18 protein-coding genes and 1 tRNA gene are annotated in these 24,870 nt (G+C 69.7%); 10 read left to right on the forward strand and 9 right to left on the reverse strand.

Going from position 1 to position 24,870, the window contains the following annotated elements; genetic code table 11:
* Positions 1-53: 53 nt before the first annotated feature.
* Positions 54-995 carry a proteasome assembly chaperone family protein gene (locus ACFVU2_RS09810; RefSeq protein WP_387873382.1) on the forward strand — a complete coding sequence of 314 codons (942 nt, stop codon included), beginning with the start codon at positions 54-56 and terminating at the stop codon, positions 993-995.
* 6 nt (positions 996-1,001) lie between these two features.
* On the opposite strand, the gene ACFVU2_RS09815 is transcribed toward ACFVU2_RS09810, so the two are convergent.
* Both ACFVU2_RS09815 and ACFVU2_RS09820 read right to left on the reverse strand, forming a co-directional pair.
* Positions 1,002-1,865, reverse strand: coding sequence for an undecaprenyl-diphosphate phosphatase (locus tag ACFVU2_RS09815; RefSeq protein ID WP_387873384.1), 864 nt, complete (start codon positions 1,863-1,865; stop codon positions 1,002-1,004).
* A gap of 39 nt (positions 1,866-1,904) precedes the next feature.
* Positions 1,905-3,209: a M20/M25/M40 family metallo-hydrolase gene (locus tag ACFVU2_RS09820; protein WP_387873386.1), complete on the reverse strand. Its 1,305-nt coding sequence runs from the start codon at positions 3,207-3,209 to the stop codon at positions 1,905-1,907.
* A 156-nt stretch (positions 3,210-3,365) separates the two neighbouring features.
* On the opposite strand from ACFVU2_RS09820, the gene ACFVU2_RS09825 reads away from it, so the two are divergent.
* From ACFVU2_RS09825 to ACFVU2_RS09840, 4 genes are all read left to right on the forward strand, one after another.
* Positions 3,366-3,450: transfer RNA gene (locus tag ACFVU2_RS09825), tRNA-Leu, on the forward strand.
* A gap of 74 nt (positions 3,451-3,524) precedes the next feature.
* Positions 3,525-4,475 carry a cation diffusion facilitator family transporter gene (locus tag ACFVU2_RS09830; protein ID WP_387873387.1) on the forward strand — a complete coding sequence of 317 codons (951 nt, stop codon included), beginning with the start codon at positions 3,525-3,527 and terminating at the stop codon, positions 4,473-4,475.
* A 40-nt stretch (positions 4,476-4,515) separates the two neighbouring features.
* Positions 4,516-5,478, forward strand: coding sequence for a helix-turn-helix transcriptional regulator (locus ACFVU2_RS09835; protein ID WP_387873389.1), 963 nt, complete (start codon positions 4,516-4,518; stop codon positions 5,476-5,478).
* A gap of 10 nt (positions 5,479-5,488) precedes the next feature.
* Positions 5,489-6,598: a VIT1/CCC1 transporter family protein gene (locus tag ACFVU2_RS09840; protein ID WP_387873391.1), complete on the forward strand. Its 1,110-nt coding sequence runs from the start codon at positions 5,489-5,491 to the stop codon at positions 6,596-6,598.
* Here the strand turns inward: ACFVU2_RS09840 and ACFVU2_RS09845 are convergent.
* Positions 6,595-7,110, reverse strand: coding sequence for a DUF1707 domain-containing protein (locus ACFVU2_RS09845; protein ID WP_387873393.1), 516 nt, complete (start codon positions 7,108-7,110; stop codon positions 6,595-6,597). The two genes, ACFVU2_RS09840 and ACFVU2_RS09845, sit on opposite strands and share 4 nt — an antisense overlap.
* Before the next feature lie 105 nt (positions 7,111-7,215).
* On the opposite strand from ACFVU2_RS09845, the gene ACFVU2_RS09850 reads away from it, so the two are divergent.
* Together ACFVU2_RS09850 and ACFVU2_RS09855 are read left to right on the forward strand one after the other, a co-directional pair.
* Positions 7,216-7,506: a DUF6504 family protein gene (locus tag ACFVU2_RS09850; protein WP_387873395.1), complete on the forward strand. Its 291-nt coding sequence runs from the start codon at positions 7,216-7,218 to the stop codon at positions 7,504-7,506.
* Between the two features lie 99 nt (positions 7,507-7,605).
* Positions 7,606-8,442, forward strand: coding sequence for a DUF3097 domain-containing protein (locus tag ACFVU2_RS09855; RefSeq protein WP_387874421.1), 837 nt, complete (start codon positions 7,606-7,608; stop codon positions 8,440-8,442).
* Between the two features lie 416 nt (positions 8,443-8,858).
* On the opposite strand, the gene ACFVU2_RS09860 is transcribed toward ACFVU2_RS09855, so the two are convergent.
* The 6 genes from ACFVU2_RS09860 to ACFVU2_RS09885 form a co-directional block, all read right to left on the reverse strand.
* A complete protein-coding gene (locus ACFVU2_RS09860; protein ID WP_387873397.1) occupies positions 8,859-9,395 on the reverse strand; it encodes a hypothetical protein in 537 nt (178 codons plus the stop codon).
* A gap of 666 nt (positions 9,396-10,061) precedes the next feature.
* Positions 10,062-10,295, reverse strand: a complete 234-nt coding sequence (locus ACFVU2_RS09865) for a hypothetical protein (RefSeq protein ID WP_387873399.1) — start codon at positions 10,293-10,295, stop codon at positions 10,062-10,064.
* A 429-nt stretch (positions 10,296-10,724) separates the two neighbouring features.
* Entirely contained in the window at positions 10,725-11,519 is a 795-nt protein-coding gene (locus ACFVU2_RS09870; RefSeq protein ID WP_387873401.1) for a hypothetical protein, read from the reverse strand.
* Complete coding sequence (locus ACFVU2_RS09875; protein ID WP_387873403.1) at positions 11,509-11,940, reverse strand: hypothetical protein; 432 nt, start codon at positions 11,938-11,940, stop codon at positions 11,509-11,511. The genes ACFVU2_RS09870 and ACFVU2_RS09875 overlap by 11 nt, the downstream gene beginning before the upstream one ends.
* Before the next feature lie 19 nt (positions 11,941-11,959).
* Positions 11,960-18,277, reverse strand: a complete 6,318-nt coding sequence (locus ACFVU2_RS09880) for an RHS repeat-associated core domain-containing protein (protein ID WP_387873405.1) — start codon at positions 18,275-18,277, stop codon at positions 11,960-11,962.
* A gap of 14 nt (positions 18,278-18,291) precedes the next feature.
* Positions 18,292-18,960, reverse strand: a complete 669-nt coding sequence (locus ACFVU2_RS09885) for a hypothetical protein (protein WP_387873407.1) — start codon at positions 18,958-18,960, stop codon at positions 18,292-18,294.
* Positions 18,961-19,216: 256 nt separating this feature from the next.
* Here ACFVU2_RS09885 and ACFVU2_RS09890 point away from each other — a divergent pair, with 256 nt between their 5' ends.
* Genes ACFVU2_RS09890 through ACFVU2_RS09900 form a run of 3 tightly spaced genes read left to right on the forward strand, consistent with a single transcriptional unit; the run spans position 19,217 to position 24,867 of the window.
* Entirely contained in the window at positions 19,217-19,924 is a 708-nt protein-coding gene (locus tag ACFVU2_RS09890; RefSeq protein WP_387873409.1) for a hypothetical protein, read from the forward strand.
* Entirely contained in the window at positions 19,925-21,478 is a 1,554-nt protein-coding gene (locus ACFVU2_RS09895; protein WP_387873411.1) for a DNA polymerase Y family protein, read from the forward strand.
* A complete protein-coding gene (locus tag ACFVU2_RS09900; RefSeq protein ID WP_387873412.1) occupies positions 21,478-24,867 on the forward strand; it encodes an error-prone DNA polymerase in 3,390 nt (1,129 codons plus the stop codon). Before ACFVU2_RS09895 ends, ACFVU2_RS09900 begins: the two co-directional genes overlap by 1 nt.
* Positions 24,868-24,870 lie beyond the last annotated feature (3 nt).

Below are 24,870 nucleotides of genomic sequence, written 5' to 3' on the forward strand. Positions count from 1 at the left end.
TTCTGGAGGGACGGCGGTCGAACGGTCGCACGGAGAGGACCAGGTAGAGCTCAGTGACTGACGCAGACAGCATTCTCGACGGGCGCATCCTCGTGGTCGCCTTCGAAGGCTGGAACGACGCCGGCGAAGCGGCCAGCGGGGCGGTGAAGACGCTCAAGGAGCAACTCGACGTCGTGCCCGTCGCCGAGGTCGACCCCGAGCTCTACTTCGACTTCCAGTTCAACCGCCCCGTCGTCGAGGAGGAGGACGGGCGCCGGCGTCTGGTCTGGCCGTCCGCGATCGTCTACGGGCCGGCGATCCCCGGGCGCGTCCCCGAAGACCTCGCCGACGACGCCGAGCTGAGCGTGACCGGCGACAACGCCGGCAACATCTTCCTGCTGGTCGGCACCGAGCCCTCCCGCAGCTGGCGCAGCTTCACCGCCGAGATCATCGACGTGGCGCTCGCCGCCGACGTCGGCGCGATCGTCTTCCTCGGCGCGATGCTGGCCGATGTGCCGCACACCCGCCCGATCTCCGTCTTCGCGTCGAGCGAGAACGCGACCGTCCGGGCCCAGCTCGGCGTCGAGCGCTCCACCTACGAAGGGCCGGTCGGCATCCTGAGCGCGCTCGCCGAGGGCGCGGAGGACGTCGGCATCCCGACCATCATGATCTGGGCCTCGGTGCCGCACTACGTGCACAACGCGCCCAGCCCGAAGGCGGTGCTCGCTCTGATCGACAAGCTCGAGGAGATGGTCGACGTGACCATCCCGCGCGGTTCGCTGGTCGAGGAGGCCGGAGCGTGGGAGGCCGGGATCGACGCCCTGGCCGCCGACGACGAGGAGATGGCGGCGTACATCCAGCAGCTCGAACAGGCGCGCGACACCGTCGACTCCCCCGAGGCGAGTGGCGAGGCCATCGCCCAGGAGTTCGAGCGCTACCTGCGCCGGCGCGACGGCAAGGACGGCCGCGACGGCGGCACCGCCGGGCGCGCCCCGGATGACCCGCGCCGCGGCTGAAGCGGCTCAGGCCGCGAGCACGCCCGTGGCGAGCAGGATCATCAGCAGCACGCCGAGCGCGACGCGGTAGATCACGAACGGCAGGAAGCTGCGCCGGGAGATGTATCCCATGAAGAACGCGATGACGGCGAGCCCGACCACGAACGCGACGAGCGTCGCCGCCGCGGTCTCCGCCGGTCCGAACACCTCGACGGTGCAGGTGCCCGCCTTCGCGAGCGCGTCGGCGCAGGGCTCCTTGATCGCCTTGTACAGCTGGTAGAAGCCGCTGCCGAAGACCGCGGGAAGGGCCAGCAGGAACGAGTAGCGGGCGGCCGCGCGGCGCTGGTAGCCCATGAAGAGCCCGGCGGTGATCGTCCCGCCCGAGCGCGACACGCCCGGGATCAGTGCGAGCGCCTGCGCGAAGCCGAAGATGATGCCGTGGCCCCAGGTCAGCTCCTTGAGCCGCCGGGTCTTCGCGCCCACCCAGTCGGCGATGCCGAGCAGGATGCCGAACACGATCAGCGTCGTCGCCACGATCCAGAGCGAGCGGAACGTCGTCTCGATCGCATCCTGGAAGAAGAGACCGAGCACCACGATCGGGATGCTCCCGAGTATGACCAGCCAGCCCATCCGGGCGTCGGGGTCGTTGCGCGGGATCTTCCCGAACAGGGCCAGGAACCAGCGCGAGACGATCCGCGTGATGTCCTTCCAGAAGTACAGGAGGACGGCCGCCTCGGTGCCGAGCTGGATGATCGCGGTGAACCGCGCACCCGGGTCCGCACCCGTTCCGAGCAGTTCGCCGACGATGCGGATGTGCGCGCTCGACGAGATCGGGAGGAACTCCGTGAGCCCCTGGACGAGCCCGAGGATGAGGGCGTTGATGAACTCCATGCGTCGCTTTCGCCTGGTCGGTGGATCGGGGGGCGCGGCTCAGTAGCTGCTGAGCAGGTCCCGCAGCACGGCCCTACCGAACACTAGCGCGTCGAGCGGGACGCGCTCGTCGACGCCGTGGAACATTCCGGGGAAGTCGAGATCCTTCGGCAGCCGCAGCGGGGCGAAGCCGTAGCCGGTGATCCCGAGCTTGCTCAGCGCCTTGTTGTCCGTTCCGCCCGAGAGCAGGTACGGCAGCACGGGCGCGCCCGGATCGTGGCGCTCCAGTGTGCCGGTGATCGCGTCGATTAGCTCGCCGCCGAAGTCCGCCTCCAGGCCGATGTCGCGGTGCATGATCTGCACCTCGACGTCGTCGCCGATCAGGCGCCGCACCTCGGCGAGCACGCGGTCCTCGTCGCCGGGCAGGGTGCGGATGTCGACCAGCGCCTCCGCGGTGTCCGGGATGACGTTGTGCTTGTAGCCGGCGTCGAGGAGCGTCGGGTTCGTGGTGGCGCGCAGGGTCGCGAGGATGAATCCCGCTGCCGTCCCGGTGCGCAGCACGACCTCGTCCGGACCGACCTGCTCCGGGTCGACGTCGAGCAGACGGCCGAGCTCGTCGATCAGTCGCGTGGTGGTCGCAGTGAGCTGGATCGGCCAGTCGGTGCGGCCGATCGCGACGACGGCCTCCGCCAGGCGGGTGATGGCGTTGTCGCGGACCAGCCGCGAACCGTGCGCGGCCGTCCCGCGGGCGATCAGCTTGATCCAGACCAGGGACTTCTCCCCCGTCTGCAGCAGATACGCGCGGCGTCCGTCGAGGTCGATCGAGTAGCCGCCCACCTCGCTGATCGCCTCGGTCGCGCCGGCGAAGAGCTCGGGATGGTTGTCGACGAGGTGGTGCGAGCCGCGGCGGCCGCCGTCCTCCTCGTCGGCGAAGAAGGCGACGACCAGGTCGCGCTCGGGCTGCTCCCCCGCGTTCAGGATGTCGCCGACCGCGGTCAGGATCATCGCGTCCATGTTCTTCATGTCGACCGCGCCGCGGCCCCAGAGCAGGCCGTCCTTGATGACACCGCCGAACGGGTCGACGCTCCAGTTGCGCGGGTCGGCGGGGACCACGTCGAGGTGACCGTGCACGACGAGGGCCGGCTTGGCCGGGTTGCGTCCGGCCACGCGCGCGACCACGCTCGTGCGCCCGGGGTCGGAGTCGAACAGCTGCGGCTTCAGCCCCAGTGCCGACAGCCGCGCCTCGACGTACTCGGCGGCGTCCGTCTCGCCGTTGGATTTGCCCTCCCCGTAGTTCGTCGTGTCGAACCGGATCAGGTCGCGGGCGATGATCGCTGTCTCGTCGAGCTTGGAGTCGTCGGTCATGACCTCCACGCTACCCGGCGACGGCGCCGCGGCCGCCGCGCCGTGACGGCGAGTGACGCGCCACGCCCGGGATGCCCGGCCGATGTGAATCCGGGCCCGGTATCCGTGCTAATGTCTTTCTTCGGCAGCCGGTTCGTCCGGAAGCCGAAAACACCCGTCCGGGTGGCGGAAATGGCAGACGCGCTAGCTTGAGGTGCTAGTGCCCGTATAGGGCGTGGGGGTTCAAGTCCCCCCTCGGACACAGAAGAAGGCCCCAGTCGAGAGACCGGGGCCTTTCTCGTTCTCGCGGCGTGAGCGGGGACTATCGTGACCGCCATGGCCTCGAAGCGGGAATCCTCCAGCGTCTTCACGGTGATCCTCGCGCTCGGCGCCAACGTGATCGTGGCGATCGCGAAGACGGTCGCCGCCGCGCTCACCGGCTCCGCGTCGATGGTCGCCGAGGCCGCGCACTCGTGGGCCGACTCGGGCAACGAGATCTTCCTGCTGCAGGCGGAGCGCTCGGCCGCCCGCCCCCGCGACGACGCGCATCCGGGAGGCTACGGCCGGGAGTCGTACGTCTGGAGCCTCTTCGCGGCGGTCGGGCTGTTCACCGCGGGCGCCGTCGTGTCGATCATGCACGGCGTGTCGGAACTGGGCTCGAACGAGCCCGAGGCCGACTACCTGATCGCCTACCTCGTCCTCGCCGTGTCGTTCGTCTTCGAGGGGATCTCGTTCCTGCAGTCGTACCGGCAGGCGCGCGCACTGGCGTCCGAGCGCGGAACGGGCACGGTCGAGCAGGTGCTCATGACCTCCAACCCGACCTTGCGTGCGGTGTTCGCCGAGGATGCGGCCGCGCTGATCGGGCTCGTGATCGCCTTCGCCGGCATCCTGCTGCACCAGCTCACCGGGCAGGCGGTCTTCGACGCCCTCGGCTCGATCCTGGTCGGAGTGCTCCTCGCGGTCGTCGCCGTGGTGCTGATCGACCGCAACCGCCGCTTCCTGCTCGGCGAGCCCGCCCCCGAGCGCGCCCATCAGGCCGTGCTCGCGGGCCTCCTGCGCCACCCGGAGGTCGAGAAGGTCACCTACCTGCACCTGGAGTTCGTGGGTCCGGAGCGACTCTTCCTCGTCGCGGCCGTCGACCTCGTGGGCAACGACCGGGAGTCGGACGTCGCGTCCGATCTGTCCCTCGTCGAGGACGACCTCGAACGCGATCCGCACATCACGGAGGCCGTGCTCACCCTCTCGCGCCCCGGCGCCCCGGCCCTCCAGCCGCGCACCTCCGGATAGCGGCCACAATCCGGCCGCATCCCGGTGCACACTGGGAGGCATGGCAAGCACCGGATCGCGCACCCTGCAGCTGCTGTCGCTGCTGCAGACCCACCGCTACTGGCCGGGCACCGAGCTGGCGGACCGGTTGGGCGTCTCGCCGCGCACCCTCCGCCGCGACGTGGACCGGCTCCGCGATCTCGGGTACCCGGTCGACGCGACGCGCGGAGTCGCGGGAGGCTACCAGCTCGCCGCCGGCGCCTCCCTGCCGCCGCTCGTCGTCGATGACGACGAAGCGGTCGCCCTCGCCGTCGGTCTCCGGACTGCGGCGCAGAGCGGGATCGCCGGAGTGGAGGAGGCGTCGGTCCGCGCGCTCGCCAAGGTGGTCCAGGTCATGCCCCCGCGGCTGAAGCGGCGCGTCGACGCCCTGCGCGTCGCGACGCTGGCGACGGCGTTGCGTGGCGGCCCGGTCGTCGACGCCTCGACGTTGACGACCGTCGCGCAGACGTGCCGCGACGAGGAGCGGCTCGAGTTCACGTACGTGGCCCGGGGCGGCGAGGAGACGCGGCGCACCGTCGAACCGCATCGTCTCGTGTCGGTCGGGCGGCGCTGGTACCTCGTCGCCTACGACCTGAGCCGGTTCGACTGGCGCAGCTTTCGGCTCGACCGGTTGAGCGAACCGCGTGCGACCGGGGCGCGGTTCCGTCCGCGCACCCTGCCGGCGGAGGATGCCGCGGAGTACGTCCGCGCCTCCCTCTCCCCCGCCTCCGAACAGCTCGTCGTCGACGCGCTGGTCCACGCGGACCCCGCCCGGGTGGAGGAGGCGATCGGCCGCTGGGCGACCGTCACGCCCGTCGATGCGGAGACCGCTCGCGTGCGGCTCGTCGTGGAGAGCCCGGAGTGGGCCCTCTTCGGGCTCGCGGCCGCAGGCGCCCCCTTCTCCATCGAAGCTCCGGATGCGGTGCGCGAGCTCGCCGCCGTATGGGCGGAGCGCTTCCGCGCCGCCTCGGCGGGGGTCGCCTAGACTTCTGGCGATGACGACCACCGAGCGCACCCCGACCCCTGCCGACATCCGGCGGTGGCGGCGCTACCTGGCCGACGAGCGCGCCGAGGCCGCCGTCTACCGGGACCTCGCCCAACGCCGCACCGGCGAGGAGCGCGAGATCCTCCTCGCTCTGGCCGAGGCGGAGGGCCGCCACGAGCAGCACTGGCTCGACCTGCTCGGCGACCAGGTGGGCAGACCGCTCCGCGGCGACGTGCGCACGCGCATGCTCGGCTTCCTCGCCCGCCGCTTCGGCTCCGTCTTCGTGCTGGCGCTCGCTCAGCGGGCCGAGGCGCGGTCACCCTACGCGACCGACGTCGACGCCACCCCGCAGATGGCGGCCGACGAGCAGGTGCATGAAGAGGTCGTGCGCGCGCTCGCGGCGCGTGGCCGGCAGCGCCTCTCCGGAACGTTCCGCGCGGCCGTCTTCGGCGCCAACGACGGCCTGGTGAGCAACCTCGCCCTCGTCCTCGGCGTGAGCGCGAGCGGGGTGGCGACGCACGTGGTGCTCTTGACGGGAGTCTCCGGTCTGCTCGCCGGCGCCCTCTCGATGGGTGCGGGCGAGTACGTCTCGGTACGCTCCCAGCGCGAGCTGCTGGAGGCGTCGAGCCCCAACCCGGCGACGCGCTCCGCCCTCCCGCACCTCGACGTCGATGCGAACGAGCTGACGCTCGTCTACCGCGCCCGGGGCATGTCAGCGGAGGATGCCGCCGCCCGGGCCCGCGAGACCTTGCAGACTCTGCAGGCGTACACGAGCGAGATCCCCGTCGGCGACGTGGCGGCCGGGACCGCGGCGGCACCGGAGGTGGACGAGCACGAGGCCGTCGGCAACGGGTGGAGCGCCGCCCTGTCGAGCTTCTGCTTCTTCGCCTCCGGCGCGCTCGTGCCGATCATCCCTTACCTCTTCGGCCTCGGCGGCACCACGGCCGTGCTCGTGTCCGCCGGCCTGGTCGGCATCGTGCTGCTGGCGACCGGCGCCGTCGTCGGCCTGCTGTCGGGCGGGTCGCCGCTGAAGCGCGCGCTGCGCCAGCTCGCGATCGGCTTCGGCGCCGCTGCGGCGACCTACCTGCTCGGACTGCTGTTCGGGACCGCGCTGGGCTAACGCCTCCGCGGGCCGTCGATCCCGTAGACCAGGGCGCCCGCGAGCGGGATGAGCAGGAACCACAGCCAGCTGTACTGGTAGCCCCAGATCCCGCTCGTCACGAAGAACAAGATGACTGCGATGAACGGCATCACTGAGACGACGAGGAGCCCCCAGCGGTTCGTCGGCCGATAGCGCTGGTCCGCGTACGGGTCGCCGGGGGCGTACGTCGCGCCCGGGTCGTAGGCCGCCGCCGGCGGGACCGGCGGGGCGGGCTGCGTCGGCTGGGCGGGCTGAGCCTGAGCGGGCCGTCCCGCGTGGTCGTCGAGGTGCAGGCCACCGGGCAGATCGGCGAACAACGGGGCCAGATCGCCGCGTGTGACGGCCGAGCGGGCCGACGCGACACGCGACTGCAGCTCGGCGTCGTCGAGCCTCCCCGCCGCCGCATGCGACTGCAATGCCGCAACGGCACGCTCGCGCTCGTCGGTGCTGAGGCGCAGCGACGCGCCGGACGGGTCGTTGAGGTCGGTCATGCGGCCAGTATGCCAGGGGTGGGACGCACGGTACAGGATGCGCGTGTCGGCCGTCCGGTCTACACTCACATTCGAACATTCGTTCGAATCGAGGAGGTGACTGCGATGACCGACGTCGACGAAGCGGTCGCCGTGTGGACGACCGACGACGGCATCCCGCTGCGATTGGTCTGGCGTTCCACCCGTTACCGCGTGAGTGACATGCCGACCGTCTGGGCGGTCGCGCCGGCGTGGTGGCGGCCGTTCGGGGAGCACCGCTACGACGTGGGCGCGCTCCCGCGCGAGATCGGCGGCTGGCGGTTCCAGGCGACCAGCGACTCCGGGGTCGCCCACGTGTTCGATGTGCGGCACGACGCCGTGGACCGCACGTGGCGGCTGGTGCGGGTCTTCGACTGACCGCTGCGATCGCACCGGGCGGGTTCAGCGGGCGGGCGTCGCCGCGGGCGGGCGTGCCTCCCGCCGTCGTCCGGCGGTATCGCATAGCCTCCTGGGGTGATGGACGACCGCTACGGATCCGATGTGCTCGCACCGGGATGGAAGACGGCCGGGCGCAAGCCCGTCCCCGATGTCGAGGCCGTGCGCGACCTCGTGGTCGAGGAGGCCGCCACCGGCTTCTGCGGGGCGGTCACCCGCCTGGAGGCGCAGACCATCGAGCTGGAGGACTACTTCGGCACCAAGCGCGTCTTCCCGCTCGGATCCGCGTTCCTGATCGACGGTGAGCCCGTGCGGCTCGTCGTCCCGAAGCGCGCGAGCGGCGGCACCGGGCGCACGGCGTCGGGTTCGTTCGCCGTCGGTGAGCAGAAGGCGCGTATCGCGCGAGCGAGCCGCATCTTCGTCGAGGGGCGGCATGACGCCGAGCTCGTCGAGCGTGTGTGGGGAGACGATCTGCGCGTCGAGGGCGTCGTCGTCGAGTACCTGGAGGGTGTGGACGACCTGGACGCGATCGTGCGCGAGTTCGCTCCCACCCGGGAGCGCCGGATCGGCGTGCTGGTGGACCACCTCGTACCGGGCTCCAAGGAGAGCCGGATCGCCGAGACGGTCGCGCGCGGCCCGTTCGGGGCGCACGTGCTCGTGGTCGGTCACCCATTCATCGACATCTGGCAGGCCGTGAAGCCGGCCAGGGTCGGCCTGGAGGCGTGGCCGTCGATCCCCCGCTCGATCGAATGGAAGCGCGGGATCTGCGCGGCACTCGGCCTCCCCCACGAGAACCAGGCCGACATCGCCCGGGCGTGGAAGCGCATCCTGGGCCAGGTGCGCACCTTCGCCGACCTCGAGCCGGAGCTGCTCGGCCGCGTGGAGCACCTGATCGACTTCGTGACCGAGCCGGCGTAGGTTCAGCGGGCGCTGAGCGGGCTGCGAACGCGCGGCGCAGGGGGCTGGGCCTGAGCCCTGTGGCTGCGATCGAATCACCGCCCCAGGTGTGTCCCCTCGCTCGCATCTCGAAGTGCTCCGATGCCACAGGGCTCCCCCGGTTTCCCCGCACCAAGCCAACCCGATCGAGGCCTCCCACTCGGTCCTGCCGCCGCCATTTGCGTGGGCGTCGTGCCGACATTCAGTGGACGAGACGGTCTCCCTGCGAGGTCGAGGCTGTCGATCTCCGGGGTCTGCTTTGCAGGTACTTCGCCGAGTGCAGGCCTGGTCGCACAGCGTTGACGTTGCCAATGGTCACTTCAGGAGCAACGAACGTGGATTCCAACCCGAGCGGAGGGTGCGGGTGCGCTCAGGAATTGCGATCGCGTCGATCAGACTCATGGGGCGTCCCACCCGTTTGACTCGAACGCCTGGCCGCCCCAATCGTCACACGACGCCAACTGGGTGATCGATGCGCCGGTGATGCCGGCGATCGTCGAGCCCAGACCGTCCAGCAGGTCCCAGGTCGCCTCACCGGATGCGGTGACGTGCTCGGCCAGCGCGCCCGCAGCATCCCGCACCAACGTCGTGGTGCCCTGGGTCGAACTCGTCGACTGCGGCATGCTCGTGCCGTCGAACACGTTCGCGGTCGTCTCCGCCACCGACTGCGACACCCGGTTCCCGGCACGGTCATACGAATACGACGCCACACCACCGGACACCCCACGACCGGCACCCGACGTGTTCGACCGGGTCAGCTGGTTCGAGTCGTTGAACGCGGCGGTCTGGGAGAAGTTCCCGTCGGCGGCACCCGAACACGTCCACCCCGTCCGGTTACCCGCCGGGTCGTACGCGTACGTGTTCTTCTCACCCGACGAGGCGGTCGAGGAGGCCAGACGGTCCACACCGTCATACCCGTAACTCGTGGAGGTCACCTTCGCCGTCGCCGGCGGCGTCGCTCCCGACGGCACACCTGGAACCGACGACGACGCTCTCACGAGCTTGATACCACCTGCGCTGCTAGAGATTTCGGAATCGCCTCTCGAGCAAGCCAAGCGGAGAATCGCGAGACGGTCAGGATCGCGGGGCGGCTCGACACCGACACCCCCGCTGCGCCGATCCGCCTCACGATCTCGGTGCGCCGACTACCCAACACACTCACCCAGGTGATGAGGCTCAGCGCTGCAACGAGCGCCAATAGGGCGTTCAGAACACCGACCACCTCAGTCGCCACGCCCAGTGCATGCAAGACTCCAGTTATCCACGAAATAGCTATCGGCACAGCGCCGACAAGAAGGGGGAGACGACTGCGAAACAGTCTGCGTGCGAATACCCTTCCAACGAACGGGGCCCAAACTTCAACAAATCGTCGCTTCATAAAGGCAACTCCGTTTCTAGTAACTGTCCTTGCGCGGGACCTGAGATTCTCGCCCAGGCGGTAACGATGATCGCTACGTCTGCGTACTTCACCACTTGGTATCCGCCGTAGGGCACGACGGTTACGATGCCTGCCCCGAATGAGCCAACGGCCTCTGGTTCGACACTCCCTGTTGCGTTCACCCGTCCGATTGCCCATGGATGAAGCACATCGACGCCGCCGTCTAAGCGATGATGGCGGAAATCACTACACCCAGCCCGATAGCAGCCCAGCCGAGACCAAGCGCGAGCATCATCCCAGGGGTCGATCGACGGGACCCCGCTTGGCCTGCGCCGAACCTTGCCTCAATATTCCGTCGGTTGCGGTCGGCCAGCGGTACTCGATAGGCCACCGCCGCAAGCCCTCCTACGATTCCGGCGAATCCCATGACCAACATGATCACGTTGCCAATTGTCATCGACGCTCCTAGAAGAACCACATCATGTATCCGGAGCACCCTGCTCCGCCTCCGGCGGCAATCCCTGAGTCAGCTGAGTCGCGACCCAACCAGTCGCGCGAGTAGGAGGCGTACACTCCTCCACCGTCGGCGGCCAAACATGTGAAAGGGTGTGCATCAGGCCCTGGGACACATCCTGGACGCGACCGGTGTAACTCTCGGGCGCATCCCACCCGTCGGTCTCGAACGCCTGGCCGCCCCAATCGTCATACGACGCCACCTGGGTGACCGATCCGCCGGTCACACCGGCGATCGTCGAGCCCAGACCGTCCAGCAGGTCCCAGGTAGCCTCACCGGACGCTGTGACGTGCTCAGCCAACGCGCCCGCCGCATCCCGCACCAACGTCGTAGTGCCCTGGGTCGAACTCGTCGACTGCGGCCGGCTCTCCTTCAGTCTTCACGACCTTCGAGTTTGGCCCGCTGAAACGCGCGAACCTTCTCCATCGCTCGCTCCCAATCCTGGCGCGACAAATCCGGCTCACCAGCGCGCCGCATCACAACTCCAGTAGGGGAATGAACCCGAGCAACCTCGTTGTTGCCTTGCGCAGCGGTCGTATAGCCAGCCTCAAGTTCACGCTCTTCTTTACGATTTCCCGCCAGATAGCAAAACCACACCCAGGCAAAGCCCACGACAAGAACCACCAGGAAGCCAAGAGTGAGCGGGTCCCACTGCTTGGTTCGCGAGACAATGATCAGCGCACAGGTCGCTGCTCCCAGCATTCCGACAGCGAGCATTGCAATTCCGAAGAGACCGACCCGGCTCCACTGCTTAACCGTGCGGCCGGGGAGAAGCTCACATAGTTCCCAATCTTCACTCATTTGCTCACCATCCTTGGGCAACACCGAAAGCATCGCCCGAGACGCCGAGCTCTCCATGCCGTACTCCGTCTGATTCGTGGACGACGCCTGCCGGCCGAGACCGTCATACGCGTACGACGTCTGCCGGCCATCGCGGCTCACCTGTGTCGCCTGGCCGGACGGGTTGTACGAGAACGACGTCCCGACACCGGCCACCGACTGCGAGGTCCGGTTGCCGGCACCGTCGTACGAGTACGACGCGATGCCACCGGAGACCCCACGACCCGAGCTGAAAGTATTCGACTGGGTCAGCTGGTTCGCGTTGTTGAAGGTAGAGGTCTGGGAGAAGGTGAAACGAAGGTGCCGACGGCTCAATTCAGCTTCCATGCTCCTTGCCCCGTGATCCTTCAAAAGCGCGAACGCGGACCATGGCCGACTCCCACTCGGACCTAGTGAGGTTCGGCTGACCTGCCTGACGCATCACAACGCCGGTCGGAGAATGCCGTCGCTCTACCTCGTAATGCCCCTGTGCCATCGTCGTATATCCCGCGGCCACTTCCTTTTTGGCTTTGAAGGCCGCCATCCGATCACCGAACACGAGGACAGCGAGACCTAAAGCGAACAGAGCAAGGAAGCCAATCGTGACAGGATCCAGTCGTTGGTTGATTCGCACGATCGTCAGCCCGCAGATGACTCCGCCAATCGATCCGACGAGCCAGAGCGCACCCCCGCCCAGGCTGACTCCCGACCACCAGTTGGCGCTGTGCCCCGCTAACAACTCCCGCCTTTCGATCTCGTCTGATGGCATAGTCCCTCCGTCCTCGTCGTCATCGTGTCCCCGCCAATTGCGCCACGCCCAGCCCGTCTGCCGAGATCCCGAGGGCAGCGAAGGCCTGCGCAACCGCGTCCGAAATCCAATCTTCTACCTTTCCGCGCAGGGCCTTCCCCAAGAGTTTCCCTCCCCCAGGAATCGCCGTGGTGATAATGCCAATCACGCAACCGCCAATACGCTCACCGCCTACGACGCAGTTGTAGATCGTGCTTGCAACGCTTGCCACCAAGGCGATCGGCGCAAGCCACTGCATTCCGGGGATGAGTGACAGGAGGCCTGCAGCAGCGCCGATCCATCCGAGCACGTCGAAGAAGGTGCCCCAGTTCGCCGCTTGTTGCTCCAGCGCAGCGTTCGACACACAGCTCGAGGAGGTGTACGAACTCGCGTACATCGTCTGACCCGCCGGGCACATGTGGCGGTCCTGCTCATCGTTCTGGTCGTTGGGGCCGTTGGGCGTGGGCTTGCTCGGCTTTGACGGCGTGCTGGGCTGACTTGTGGGTGGCATGTTCACGTTGTCCCACGCCTGGGCCGGCGGCGCGCCACATCCAAGCGGTAGCGCGTCCGACGTCCCCGACCTTTGTGCGCACCGGTGACCGTCCGGGTCCCAGTTCGTGGTCGGGCTAGTGAACGCGTACTGGTAGCGGGCCAGCGACTTCGGTTGCGTCAGAAGGCCGCGCCAGGTATCCGGGCTCGTCCACGTTCCGGTTGACACGTCGTACGAGCGGGCGAAGGTGTGCATCAGGGCCTGGGTCGGGTCCTGGGGGTGACCCGTGTAGCTTTCCGGGGCGCTCCACCCGTCGGTTTCGAAGGTCTCACCGCCCCAATCGTCATACGACGCCAGCTGGGTGATCGACCCAGCGGATACTTCGGCGATCGTCGAGCCCAGACCATCCAACAGGTCCCAGCTCGCCTCACCAGACGCGGTAACGTGCTCGGCCAGGGAGCCAGCTGAATCCCGCACCACCGTCGTAGTGCCCTGGGTCGAACTCGTCGACTGCAGGAAGGAGGCGCCTGCGTAGACCCTTGCGGTCGTCTCCGTGCCGTACTTCGTCTGATCCGTGGACGACGCCTGTCGGCCGAGACCGTCATACGCATACGACGTGGAGCGGCCGTCACGAGTCACCTGTGTCGCCCGACCGGACGGATTATAGGAGAACAACGTCCCGACACCCGCCACCGACTGCGACACCCTGTTCCCGGCACCGTCATACGAGTACGACGCCACACCACCGGATACTCCCCGACCCGAACCCGACGTGACCGACTGGGTCAACTGGTTCGCGTTGTTGAAGGAAGCGGTCTGGGAGAAGTTCCCCTCTTTCGCGCCCGTGCGAGTCCACCCGGTCCGGTTACCCGCCGGGTCATACGCGTACGTGTCTTTCTCGCCGGACTTCGTCTTCGAGGAGGCCAGACGGTCCAGGCCGTCGTAGCCGTAGCTGGTGGACGTCGTCTTCGCCTTCGCAGGCGGAGCGACGGCGGACGGCACACCGGGCACGGTGGACACAGCACCGGACCCGTCCGTCGTCGCTGCGATCGGCGGCGCCGGGGTGATCGTGCGGGTCGCCTTCGTCAGGTTGCCGTCGGGGTCGTACCCGTACTGGTAGCGCAGGGCGCCACCATCGGCGACCGGGTTCTCCGGCGTCGGGAGGGTGCGGCCGTTCAGATACGTGTTGGTCTGCTTGCACTTGCCGTTCTCGCCCGCGGCTGGTGCGGACCGTGCGCTGAGGTAGCCGGCGACGGAGGCGCATTTCTCGGACTGGACGTCGCTCGCGGCGAATGCGGCGGGCGACGCAGACGGCGATTGGGATGCCGGCGTGGCCGACTCCGGGGTCGTGTGCAGCACGTCCACGACCCGGTTGACGGCGTCGTACGAGTAGCTCGTGGCGACGCCGGTGGAGCGGGCGAGGTCGGTGAGGTTGCCTGCCGCATCCCACCCGTACGTCAACGCACCCCACGGCGAAGTCTGCGACGTGACGTTGCCCGCGGCATCGTAGGTGTAGTCGAGCTTCTGGCCGGTGGGAAGGGTCATCCGAGTGGTCTGCCCGGCTTTGTCGTAGCTGGTCTTCAGGTGGCCGCCGGTCAGGTCGATCTGGGTAGTGGTGCGGCCGTCCTTGTCGTAGGTCCAGCCGGAGGTGCCGGTCGGGTCGGTCATGGCGATGAGCTGCTGGTTCGCCGAGTACTCGTAGGTGGCGACGGCTCCGGCCTGGTTTTGGCGGGAGAGGTCGCCGCGACCGTCATACGCGTAGGTTGTGCGCGCTCCGTTGCCGTTGACCAGGGAGGCCAGGCGACCCGCGGCAGTGTACGACCAGGCGGTGGTGGTACCGACCGGGTCGAGCTCCTTGGTGGTGCGGCCGGCGGCGTCGACCTCGTATGTGGTCGTGTGGCCATTGGGGTCGGTGACACTGGTGAGCGCGCCGTCCGCGTCGTAGGCGTACTTGGACACGACGTTCACGTCAGGGCCGGGAGACGCTCCCGCCTCGTAGCCCTCCATCACCTGAGAGAGCTGCCCGGCCGGGTCGTAGCCGTAGCGGGTGGTGTGCCCGTTGGCATCCGTCATCGACGTCTGATTTCCGGCCGCGTCCCAGCCGTATGCGGTGACGGCGCCGGTGGCGTCCGTCGTCGAGGTCTGGTTGCCGTCGACGTCGTAGGCGAACGAGGTGGTGTGACCGTTCGGGTCGGTGATGGACGCGGTGCGTCCGTTCGGGTCGTACGCGTACGAGGTGGTGTTGCCGGCCGGGTCGGCGGTCGACGCGAGCCGGTCCAGGGTGTCGTAGGCGTTCGTGGTGGTGCGTCCGAGCGGATCCGTCACGGCGGTGAGGTTGCCGTCGGCGTCGTACGCGTAGCTCGTCACCTCACCGAGAGGAGTCTTCGTGGTGAGGAGCTGCCCGGCCGCATCGTAGGTGAACGTCCACGGGTTGCCCTGCCGGTCGACCACGCTCGTCACGTTGCCGTCGACGTCGTAGGCGAGGTCGGTCCGCTTGCCGAGACCGTCGATGATGCGGACGATGCGGTCCATCGCGTCGTACTCGTACTTCGACACGACGCCATCCGGGTCGGTCTGGGTGATCAGGCGACCGACGGAGTCGTACACGGAGGTCGTGGTGCCGCCGGTCGGGTCCTTCTGAGTCAGGAGGTGGCCGTTGCTGTCGTAAGTGAAGGTGGTCTTCGCACCCGACGGGACGGTGGAGCTCAGGAGATTCCCCACACCGTCGTAGGTGTACCGCCATTCGCCCCCGTTGGGGTCCACCGTCGTGATGACCCGGTCCCGGTCGTCCATCCTGTTGGTGGTCGTCGCACCGAGCGGATCCGTCTGCGACGACAGGGCGTCCTCGGCGGTGTACCCGTACATCGTCACACCGCCGGAGGGGCTGGTGGAGTCGGTCAGGTGGAACATGGCGTCCCACGAGTACTTCGTGACGGCCCCCGTGGGGTCGGTCAGGGTGGCGAGGTGGTCATTCGGCTCCCAGCCGTAGCCGAAGGCCGCGCCGGTCGCATCGGTGGCGGTGACCATCCGGTCGCCAGAATCCCACGCGTACGAGGTGGCGTGGCCTCCGGGATCGGTCTGGGCGGTCATCCGCCCGGCGGCGTCGTACGCAAATGTCGTGGTGCGGCCGACCGCGTCGGTGCTCGAGGCCAGATGGCCGGCGGCGTCGTACGCGTACGTCGTCACCGCCCCGGACGGCTGCGTCGTCCTGACGACGTTGCCCGCCGCGTCGTACGCGTTGGTGATCGTGGTGCCGTCCGGCTGGTGGGTCGCGACGAGGTGCCCGGCGCCGTCGTAGTCGTACGACCAGGTGCGCTGCGAGCCCTGCGGCGCATGCCCGGAGGCCGATCCCAGCAACGGGCCGCCGGTGTCGGTCTTGGTCGCCACCAGGCCGGTCGGCGTGTAGGTGTACTTGGTGACGATGCCGTCCGGGGCAGTCTCCGTCGTGAGGTTTCCCGCGGCGTCGTACCCGTAGGTCGTCTTCTTCCCGTTCTCATCGGTCGAGGAGAGGATGTTGTAGTCCGCATCAAACGAGAAGCTCGCCGTGGTCCCGTCCGGATGCTGTACCTTCGTGATCCGGAACCGGTCGTCGAAGAAGTAGACGCTCGTGCGACCCAGGTTGTCGGTATAGGTGGTCTGCCCGGCGGTCGAGTAGTCCAGGGTGCGCAGGTTGCCCTGCACATCCCACTGCTTCACGATGCGGCCCTGGTCGTCGTACTGGTTCTTCAAGTACGTGGCACCGGTCGCATCCGTGCCCGTCAGCAGCTGGTGCTTGTCGTCGTAGCTGAACTGCTTCGTGCGGCCGTCCGGCAGGGTGATGGTGGTCAGGTTGCCGGCGCCGTCGTAGGAGAGCGACCAGCGGTCGCCGCCCGGGCGAGTGAAGCCGGTGACGCGGCCCAGGGCGTCGGAGTCGACCTGGATGGTCTGACCGGCGCTGTCCGTGATCGAGGCGAGCGGGTAGAACTGGGTCGTCTTCGGATCGGCGGGGGCACCGTAGGTCAGCGTCGTCGTGCGGCCCTCGGTGTCGGCGTGCTGGATCAGGTTGCCGATGCCGTCGATGTTGGCGGTGTCGAACACCCAGCTCTCGCCGGAGACGTCGGTGAGCTTCAACCGCCCGCCGCCCGCCTCCGTCAGGGTCTGGTGGACGCCGGGATCGGAGGTCGCGTAACCACCGTTCCCATCGCCGGTGAACACGAACGAGGCACCGTCGTCGCGGACCACCATCACGGACCCGTCGATGAACCGCTGGGCGCGAGCGCCCATCCCGAACGACCAGCCCGCGCCGACGCGGGAGAGGCGGCCGTCCTGACTGTTGTAGAAGAGTGTGATGTCGGTGCTCGAACCGCCCGCGCCGGGGAGGGAGAAGAGCTTCTCCCGCTCGAAGAGGTTGCCGGTGGAGAACGCGAACGGCTCGCCGCCGTAGGTCAGGTAGCTCTGCAGGCCGAGCATGCGCCAGCGCGCGAAATCCGCAGCCGAGGGAGGAGTCGGCCATCCCCCGGTCACCGGGTCGGTGCAATCGAACCCCTGCGTCTCGAGGTACTTGCCGAGACCCGTGAAGACACCATCGGCGAGGTGAGGCATTCCGCCGTTGTCGATGTAGCTGCGGTCGTAGTGGTTGTCGAGATAGAGGGCTTCGAGATGAGTGAAGGCGTTCGGGACACCGGCGAACTCGCTGCCCGGGAAGTTGCCGTTGTCGCCCATGTTGGTGGCTGGGCGACCGGTGTAGGTCGGCAGGTTCCCGACCAGCGAATCGGAGACCGCGCTGTCGGACGAGCCGCCCCGGGTGTAGACCTGCGAGCCGCCCTGCTCAGGGTGCTCTCCGCCCCAGGCGACACCCTCCCACGTGTTGAAGCCGATACCGAGGGACAGGGTGGGGTTCCATGCCGCCATCTGCCCGGCGCGGATCTCGCGGGGAACCATCGGAACGCCCGGATCCTCACGAGTGATGTGCACCGTCGCGAGACACAGATTCTGCAGCCGGGATGCGACCTGCTGGGCGAGCTGGATGTTGTACGACAGCTCCGTCACCGGTGGCGCCGGTGTGGTGACGTGGCCCTCGTCGTTGTCCGGGTCGAGGACGATCACGGGTCGGTCGGGCACGGGGAAGGCGTCACCGATGACGACGAACTGCGAGAGGTGGGTCGAGACGCCCTTCACCACGCCCGCCTTCGCGTCGTAGTACGACGGCAGCACCGTCCACGGATCGCCCGCGCTCTCGCGGGTGTAGATCTGCAGGGTCGCCGGATCCAGGTCGTTGGACGTCACGAGATCGAGGTCGGGCTTCAGCTCCAGGGCGACGCCGGGGACGACGTCGGAGACGATCGGGCCCTTCTCGCCGCCGCCGCGCGTGTTGACCGCCTGCGCCGGGAACCGGGTGACCTGCTTGCCGTCGGCATCCTCCGCCGTGATCTCCACCGGGTCCGACACCGGGGTACCGCCGCCGGGCTGCTCGGAGCGGGCTGCGCGCAGCGCGTTGGCCGGAGCCCCACCGACGGTCACGGAGAGCTTCGATTCGACCTTGTTGCCGGAGAAGGTCACCGAGGCGCCGAGATCGTTCGCATCGATGGTGGACTTCTTGCCCGGATCGATGCTCCCGGAGGCCGCAGGCGCCGGAGCCTCCGTCTCGGCCTTCACCCGCGCGTCCTGCACCGCGGCTGACGCCCGCACCTCGGCCAACGTCGCCGCCGCGGTGCGCCGCGCCAGCTCCGCCGGAGACGCCTCGGCCGGCGTCACCGTGACGACCACGGTCAGGCCCACGACGGCCACCGAGGCCAGCACACCCATCACGACGCGCGCCCGCGTCAGGCGGGTGACGAACCGACCCCGCATCCGTCGCGCCCGCATCAGGCAGCCGCCCCCTGATCGAGCGCCGCGGAGTACAGGCCACGCCGGCGCGAGAGGACGATGCCGGTGCCGATCAGCGCGGCCGCCAGAGCGAGGATGACGCCGATCGCCAGCATCGAACCGGTGGACGCCAACGGGTTGCGCGGGGTGACGCAGGAGGCGAGCATGATCGCGTCCGAGACGCCGTCGGCGTCGTAGTCCTCGTGGCCGGTCGCGCACCCGGTGGTGCCGCAGATGACGACGGACGCCCACTTCGGCACACCGTGCGCATTCACGTCGGCGTTGTCCGTCCAGCAGGTCGCCGACCCGCACACGATCTGGCGGGCGTAGTCCGGGATGCCGTCGCCGACGCTGTCCCTCGTCGGCGACGCGCACGTCGTCGTGCCGCACGCCATGACCTCGACCCAGTCCGGGATGCCGTCCTCGTCGCGATCCTCACGACCGGTCGCGCACGTGGCCGTGCCGCACACGACGCGTTCGACGATATCCGGAATCGTGTCGCCGTCGGCATCGCACGACGACACCTCGCCCTGCGCCGGGCACGGGACATGACTGCGCGCATCGACGGTCGCGGTGACCGCCGTCGGCGCTGCAACGGCCGCGTCCGCCGACACCCCCGCGGCCAACGGCGCGAGCGCCAGCGTCAGCGACGCCACGACCCCCAGCACCCAACGAACACGATCACCTGCACGCCCCCGATATTTCACGAGCGCCAGCTTGGCCGAGCAGAAGGGCGCGGTGGAGGCGGATCGGGAAGGTTCCGTACGGTTCCGCGCAGACTTCAGTAGACCGGGTCGTCCGGGTCAGTACGACGCTGGGCCAGCGGCGTCATGGCACGCGCATCGGTCCGCATGGCGACGAGACGCCGCGCAACGGCCCCTCCGCGCACTTGCTTCATTCGAACATGTGTTCGAAAATGGATGCATGTCCCCGGCCTCCGCACCCGCCTTCGCCGACCAGGTCTCCGACCCGGTCGCCGACCGGGCGCAGGTGCACGAGCTGCAGTCGCGCATCCGGCAGATGCAGGCGACGAAGCTCGAGAGCCGCACGTTCGAGACGCATCCCGCGCTCGGCCCCCTGCTGCCGGGCGGGGCGCTGAAGGCCGGCGCGGTCTACGCCGTCCACGGCTCCACCACCCTGCTGATGGCACTGCTCGCCGGCCCGAGCGCTGCGGGCGCCTGGTGCGGGGTGGTCGGCATGCCCGACTTCGGCGCCGATGCCGCCGGCCGGTTCGGGATCGACCTGGACCGGCTGGTGCTCGTGCCGCACCCCGGCGACCAGTGGCTGACCGTGACGGCGGCCGTGGTCGACGTGCTATCCATCGTGGTGGTCGCACCGCCCGCCCGGGCGAAAGACGGCGACGTCGCCCGGCTGAGCGCACGGCTGCGTCAGCGGGAGTCGACGCTGATCGTCGCGGGCGACTGGCCCCAGGCCGAGGCGACGCTCTCGGTCGCACGCAGCGGCTGGGACGGCCTGGGCACCGGAGCGGGCTACCTCTCGTCCCGGAGGGTGACCGTCGAGTCCGCACCGCGCGGCGGCTCCGGCCCGAGGCGGCGGGCCGAGCTGTGGCTGCCCGCACCCGACGAGAGCTTCCGCCCGTCCGGCCCGACGCGCCTGGAGGCGGTGGGCTAGATGCGCGAGGTCACCCGCGCGATCGTGCTCTGGTGCCCGGACTGGCCCGTGGTCGCCGCCCGCCGGGCGGACCCGGCCCTGACCGACGACACCCCGATCGCCCTGATGCAGAAGGGCATGGTCTTCGCCTGCTCGGCCGCAGCCCGTGCCGACGGCGTGCGCCGCGGACTGCGGATGCGCGAGGCGCAGTCCCGCTGCCCGCAGCTGGAGGTGCTCCCCTACGACCCGGTGCTCGACGAACGGGCCTTCGAGCCGATCCTGGCCGCGATCGAGGAGATCGCACCCGGGGTGCAGCCGCTGCGCCCCGGCACCTCGCTGCTGCGGGCACGTGGCCCGGCCCGCTACTACGGCGGCGAGGAGCAGGCTGCCGCCGAGCTGCTGCGCTGCCTGGAGGCGCTCGGGCTGCCGGACGCGCGGGCCGGCATCGCCGACGGACCGTTCGCCGCCGGGCAGGCCGCCCGCTCCACCGGATCCGCCCGTGTGCGCCTGATCCCGCCGGGAGCCTCCGCCGCCTTCCTCGCCCCGCTGCCGGTCGCCCAGCTCGGTCTCACCGAGCTGACCCCGCTCCTGCGCCGCCTCGGCCTGCACACCCTCGGCGACCTCGCCGCCCTCGACCGCCTCGACGTGCGCGAACGGTTCGGGGAACGCGGAGAGCACGCGCACGACCTGGCCGGCGGCTTCGACGGAGCCGCGATCGTGCCGCGCACCCCGCCGAAGCAGCTCGACCGCACCATCGAGTTCGAGCCTCCCCTCGACCGCGTCGACCAGGTCACCTTCGCCGTGCGCGGCACGGCCGAGCAGTTCGTCGGCGGCCTGACGAAGGCCGGGCTCGTCTGCACGACGCTGCGGGTGGAGGTGACCGACGAGTCCGGGCGGATCAGCGAGCGCAGCTGGCTGCATCCGCGCCTGTTCTCCGCGGGCGATGTGGTCGACCGGGTGCGCTGGCAGCTGCAGGGCTCCGGGGGCGCCGACCCCGGGCTCGCCTCGCCGATCGTGCGCGTCGGCCTGGTGCCGGAGGCGGTGGACGACATCGGCCACCACGAGGACGGCCTGTGGGGCGGCGGCGCGGACGAGCGCATCCACCACGGCCTCACCCGCGTGCAGAGCATGCTGGGGCACGAGGCCGTGCTCACCGCCACGATCGGCGGCGGCCGCGGGCTCACGGAGCGACAGGTGCTGGTGCCGTGGGGCGACCGGCCGGTCGGGGCCTCCCGCGCCGAGCAGCCCTGGCCCGGGTCGCTGCCGGCCCCCGCGCCGTCAACCGTGTTCGAGGTGCCGCGGGCGGTGGCCGTGCTGACGGCGGAGGGCGATGCCGTCGAGGTGACCGACCGGGGCGACCTCACCGCCCCGATCGCGCTCTTCTCCCCCACGGGCAACGTGCGCGACGCCCGCCAGGTGGGGTCGTGGGCGGGGCCGTGGCCCGTACGCGAGCGCTGGTGGGACGCCACGCTCGCCCGGGCGATGCACCGCTTCCAGCTGGTCGACGCCGACGGGACGGCCTGGCTGCTGCGCCTGGCCGCCGGCGGCTGGCTCGCCGAGGCGAGGTACGACTGATGGGCTGGAACAACCCGCCGATCCCGTGGGCCGAGTTCGAGCGCCGGCTCTCGGGGCGCCGCACCGGCGAGCAGGCGGTCGAGCGCCCGTCGTCCCGCAAGCGGCAGAAGTACGTGCCGCCGCCCCTCCCGGAGGAGCCGGAGGGCGGGCACGTCGCGTACGCCGAGCTGCACGCGCACAGCAACTTCAGCTTCCTCGACGGCGCGAGCTCGCCCGAGGAGCTGCTGGAGGAGGCGACCCGGCTGCGCCTGCACGGGCTCGCCCTCACCGATCACGACGGCCTCTACGGCGTCGTCCACCTGGCCGAGGCCGCCGAGGCGTACGAACGGGTGAAGACCGTGTTCGGCGCCGAGCTCTCGCTCGCCCTCAGCCGGCCGCAGAACGGCGAAGCCGACCCCGAGGGCAGCCACCTCGTCGTGCTCGCACGCCGCCAGGAGGGCTACCACCGCCTGGCCGCCGCGATCACCGCCGGGCAGCTCGCGGGCGGTGAGAAGGGCCGCCCGCTCTACGGCCTGCCCGAACTGGCCGAGCAGGCCGCCGGCGAGTGGATGGTGCTGACCGGCTGCCGCAAGGGCGACGTGCGCCTGGCGCTCGCCGAGCAGGGCGAGCGCGCCGCCGAGCACGAGGTCGCCCGCCTGGCGGAGCTGTTCGGCCACGACAACGTGCTCGTCGAGCTGATCGACCAGGGCAACCCGCACGACACGACCGACAACGACGCACTCGCCCGCATCGCCGACCGGCTCGGTCTGCCCGTCGTGGCGACCAACAACGTCCACTACGCCTCCCCCGCCCAGTACCCGCTGGCGACCGCGGTGTCCGCGGTGCGCGCCCGGCGCAGCCTGGACGAGATGGACGGCTGGCTGCCCGCCTCCGCCGCCGCCCATCTGCGCAGCGGCACCGAGATGGCCGCCCGGTTCGCCCGTTACCCGGGCGCGGTGGAGCGCACCGTGGAGGTCGCCGACGACCTCTCCTTCCGGTTGCGCAGCGCCCGTCCCCGGCTGCCCAAGCAGGAGGTCCCGGAGGGGCACACCCCGATGAGCTGGCTGCGCGAGCTGACCTGGCGCGGCGCCGCCGAACGCTACCGCGATCTCGATCGGCACCCGCAGTGGCGGGAGCGCATCGAGCGGGAGCTCGACGTGATCGAGGCCAAGGACTTCCCCGGCTACTTCCTGATCGTGCACGACATCGTGCGGTTCGCCCGCAGCCAGGGCATCCTCTGCCAGGGGCGCGGTTCGGCGGCGAACTCTGCGGTCGTCTACCTGCTCGGGATCACCGCGGTCGACTCGATCAAGTACGACCTGCCGTTCGAGCGGTTCCTCTCCAGCATGCGCGAGGAGGAGCCCGACATCGACGTGGACTTCGACTCCGACCGTCGTGAGGAGGTCATCCAGTACGTCTACGCCAAGTACGGCCGGCACAACGCCGCACAGGTCGCCAACGTGATCACGTACCGGCCGAAGAACGCGGTGCGCGACATGGCGAAGGCGCTCGGCCACTCCACCGGCCAGCAGGATGCCTGGAGCAAGCAGATCGACTCGTGGTCGCACGTCTCGACCACCGACGACCACGACATCCCCGACGCCGTGGTGGAGCTGGCGCAGCAGGTGCTGAAGTTCCCCCGGCACCTGGGCATCCACTCGGGCGGCATGGTGCTCACCGACCGGCCCGTCGGCGAGGTGTGCCCGATCGAGCACGCCCGCATGGTGGGGCGCACGGTGCTGCAGTGGGACAAGGACGACTGCGCGTGGATGGGCCTGGTCAAGTTCGATCTGCTGGGCCTCGGGATGCTGAGCGCCCTCGACTACTCGATGCGCGCGATCGCGTCGGCCCTCGGCGAGGAATGGACGCTGGAGAGCATCCCCAAAGAGGAGCAGGGCGTGTACGACATGCTCTGCCGCGCCGACTCGATCGGGGTGTTCCAGGTGGAGAGCCGGGCGCAGATCGGCACGCTGCCCCGGCTGCGGCCCCGCTCCTTCTACGACCTCGTGATCGAGATCGCCCTCATCCGGCCCGGCCCCATCCAGGGCGGCGCCGTTCACCCCTACATCCGGCGCAAGCTCGGCCAGGAGGAGGTAACCTACCTGCACCCGGCGCTGGAGCCGGTCTTGAAGCGCACGCTGGGCGTCCCGCTGTTCCAGGAGCAGCTGATGCAGATGGCGGTCGCGGTGGGCGACTGCACGGCGGAGGACGCCGACCTGCTGCGCCGGGCGATGGGCTCCAAGCGCGGGGTGGAGAAGATCGGCGCCCTGCGCGAGAAGCTCTACACGGGCATGGAGCACAACGGCATCACCGGCGACGACGCCGACGCGATCTACGCCAAGATCGAGGCGTTCGCCAACTTCGGGTTCGCCGAGAGCCACGCGATCAGCTTCGCGCTGCTGGTCTACGTCAGCTCGTGGATGAAGCTGCACTACCCCGGTGCGTTCCTCGCCGCCCTGCTGCGTGCGCAGCCGATGGGGTTCTACTCGCCGCGCACCCTCACCGCCGACGCCCGCCGGCACGGCGTGGTGGTGCAGCGGCCCGACATCCAGCGCTCCGGCGTGTTCCCCGTGCTGGAACCGCTCGACGGCGACCGCCCCGGGCCGACCGGGATGGACCCGTGCCGGGTCGAGGAGCAGCCTCCCATCGCTCCGTTCGACCCGGCCGTCCCGCTCGACTACGCAGCGCATCGCCGCGACGCCGGCCACACCGTGCGGCTGGGACTCGCCGGAGTGACCTCCATCGGCGAGAAGCTGGCCGAGCGCATCGTCGCCGAGCGGGAGGCGGGCGGCGCCTACCGGGACCTCGCCGACCTCTCACGCCGGGTCGGGCTGACCGTCGCACAGCTGGAGGCGCTCGCCGCGGCGGGTGCGTTCGAGGGATTCGGGCTCGACAGGCGGCAGGCGATCTGGGAGGCGGGCAACGCGGCGCAGGACCGGCCGGAGTACCTCGCGGGCACCGCGATCACCGTGCAGCCACCCCTGCTGCCGCTGCTCAGCCCGGCCGAGCAGCTCGCGAGCGATCTGTGGGCGACCGGCATCTCGACCGACGACCACCCGATCCGCTTCCTGCGGCCGGCCCTCGCCTCCCGCGGCGTGCGCACGGCCGAGATGCTCGCGACCTCGGAGTCGGGCCGCCGCATCGAGGTGGGCGGAGTGGTCACACACCGGCAGCGTCCGGCGACCGCGGCCGGCGTGACCTTCCTCAACCTGGAGGACGAGACCGGGTTGGTGAACGTGGTCTGCCCGGTCGGGGTGTGGAACCGCTACCGGCGGGTCGCACGACAGGCGCCCGCGATGATCGTGCGCGGCATCCTGGAGCGCAGTGAGGAAGGCGTGGTCAACGTGATCGCCGACCGGCTGGAGCCGCTGCAGACGGGGATCCGCACCGCCTCCCGAGACTTCCGCTGAGGG

The sequence above is a fragment of the Leifsonia sp. NPDC058194 genome (assembly GCF_042883605.1).
Taxonomy (GTDB): domain Bacteria; phylum Actinomycetota; class Actinomycetes; order Actinomycetales; family Microbacteriaceae; genus Leifsonia.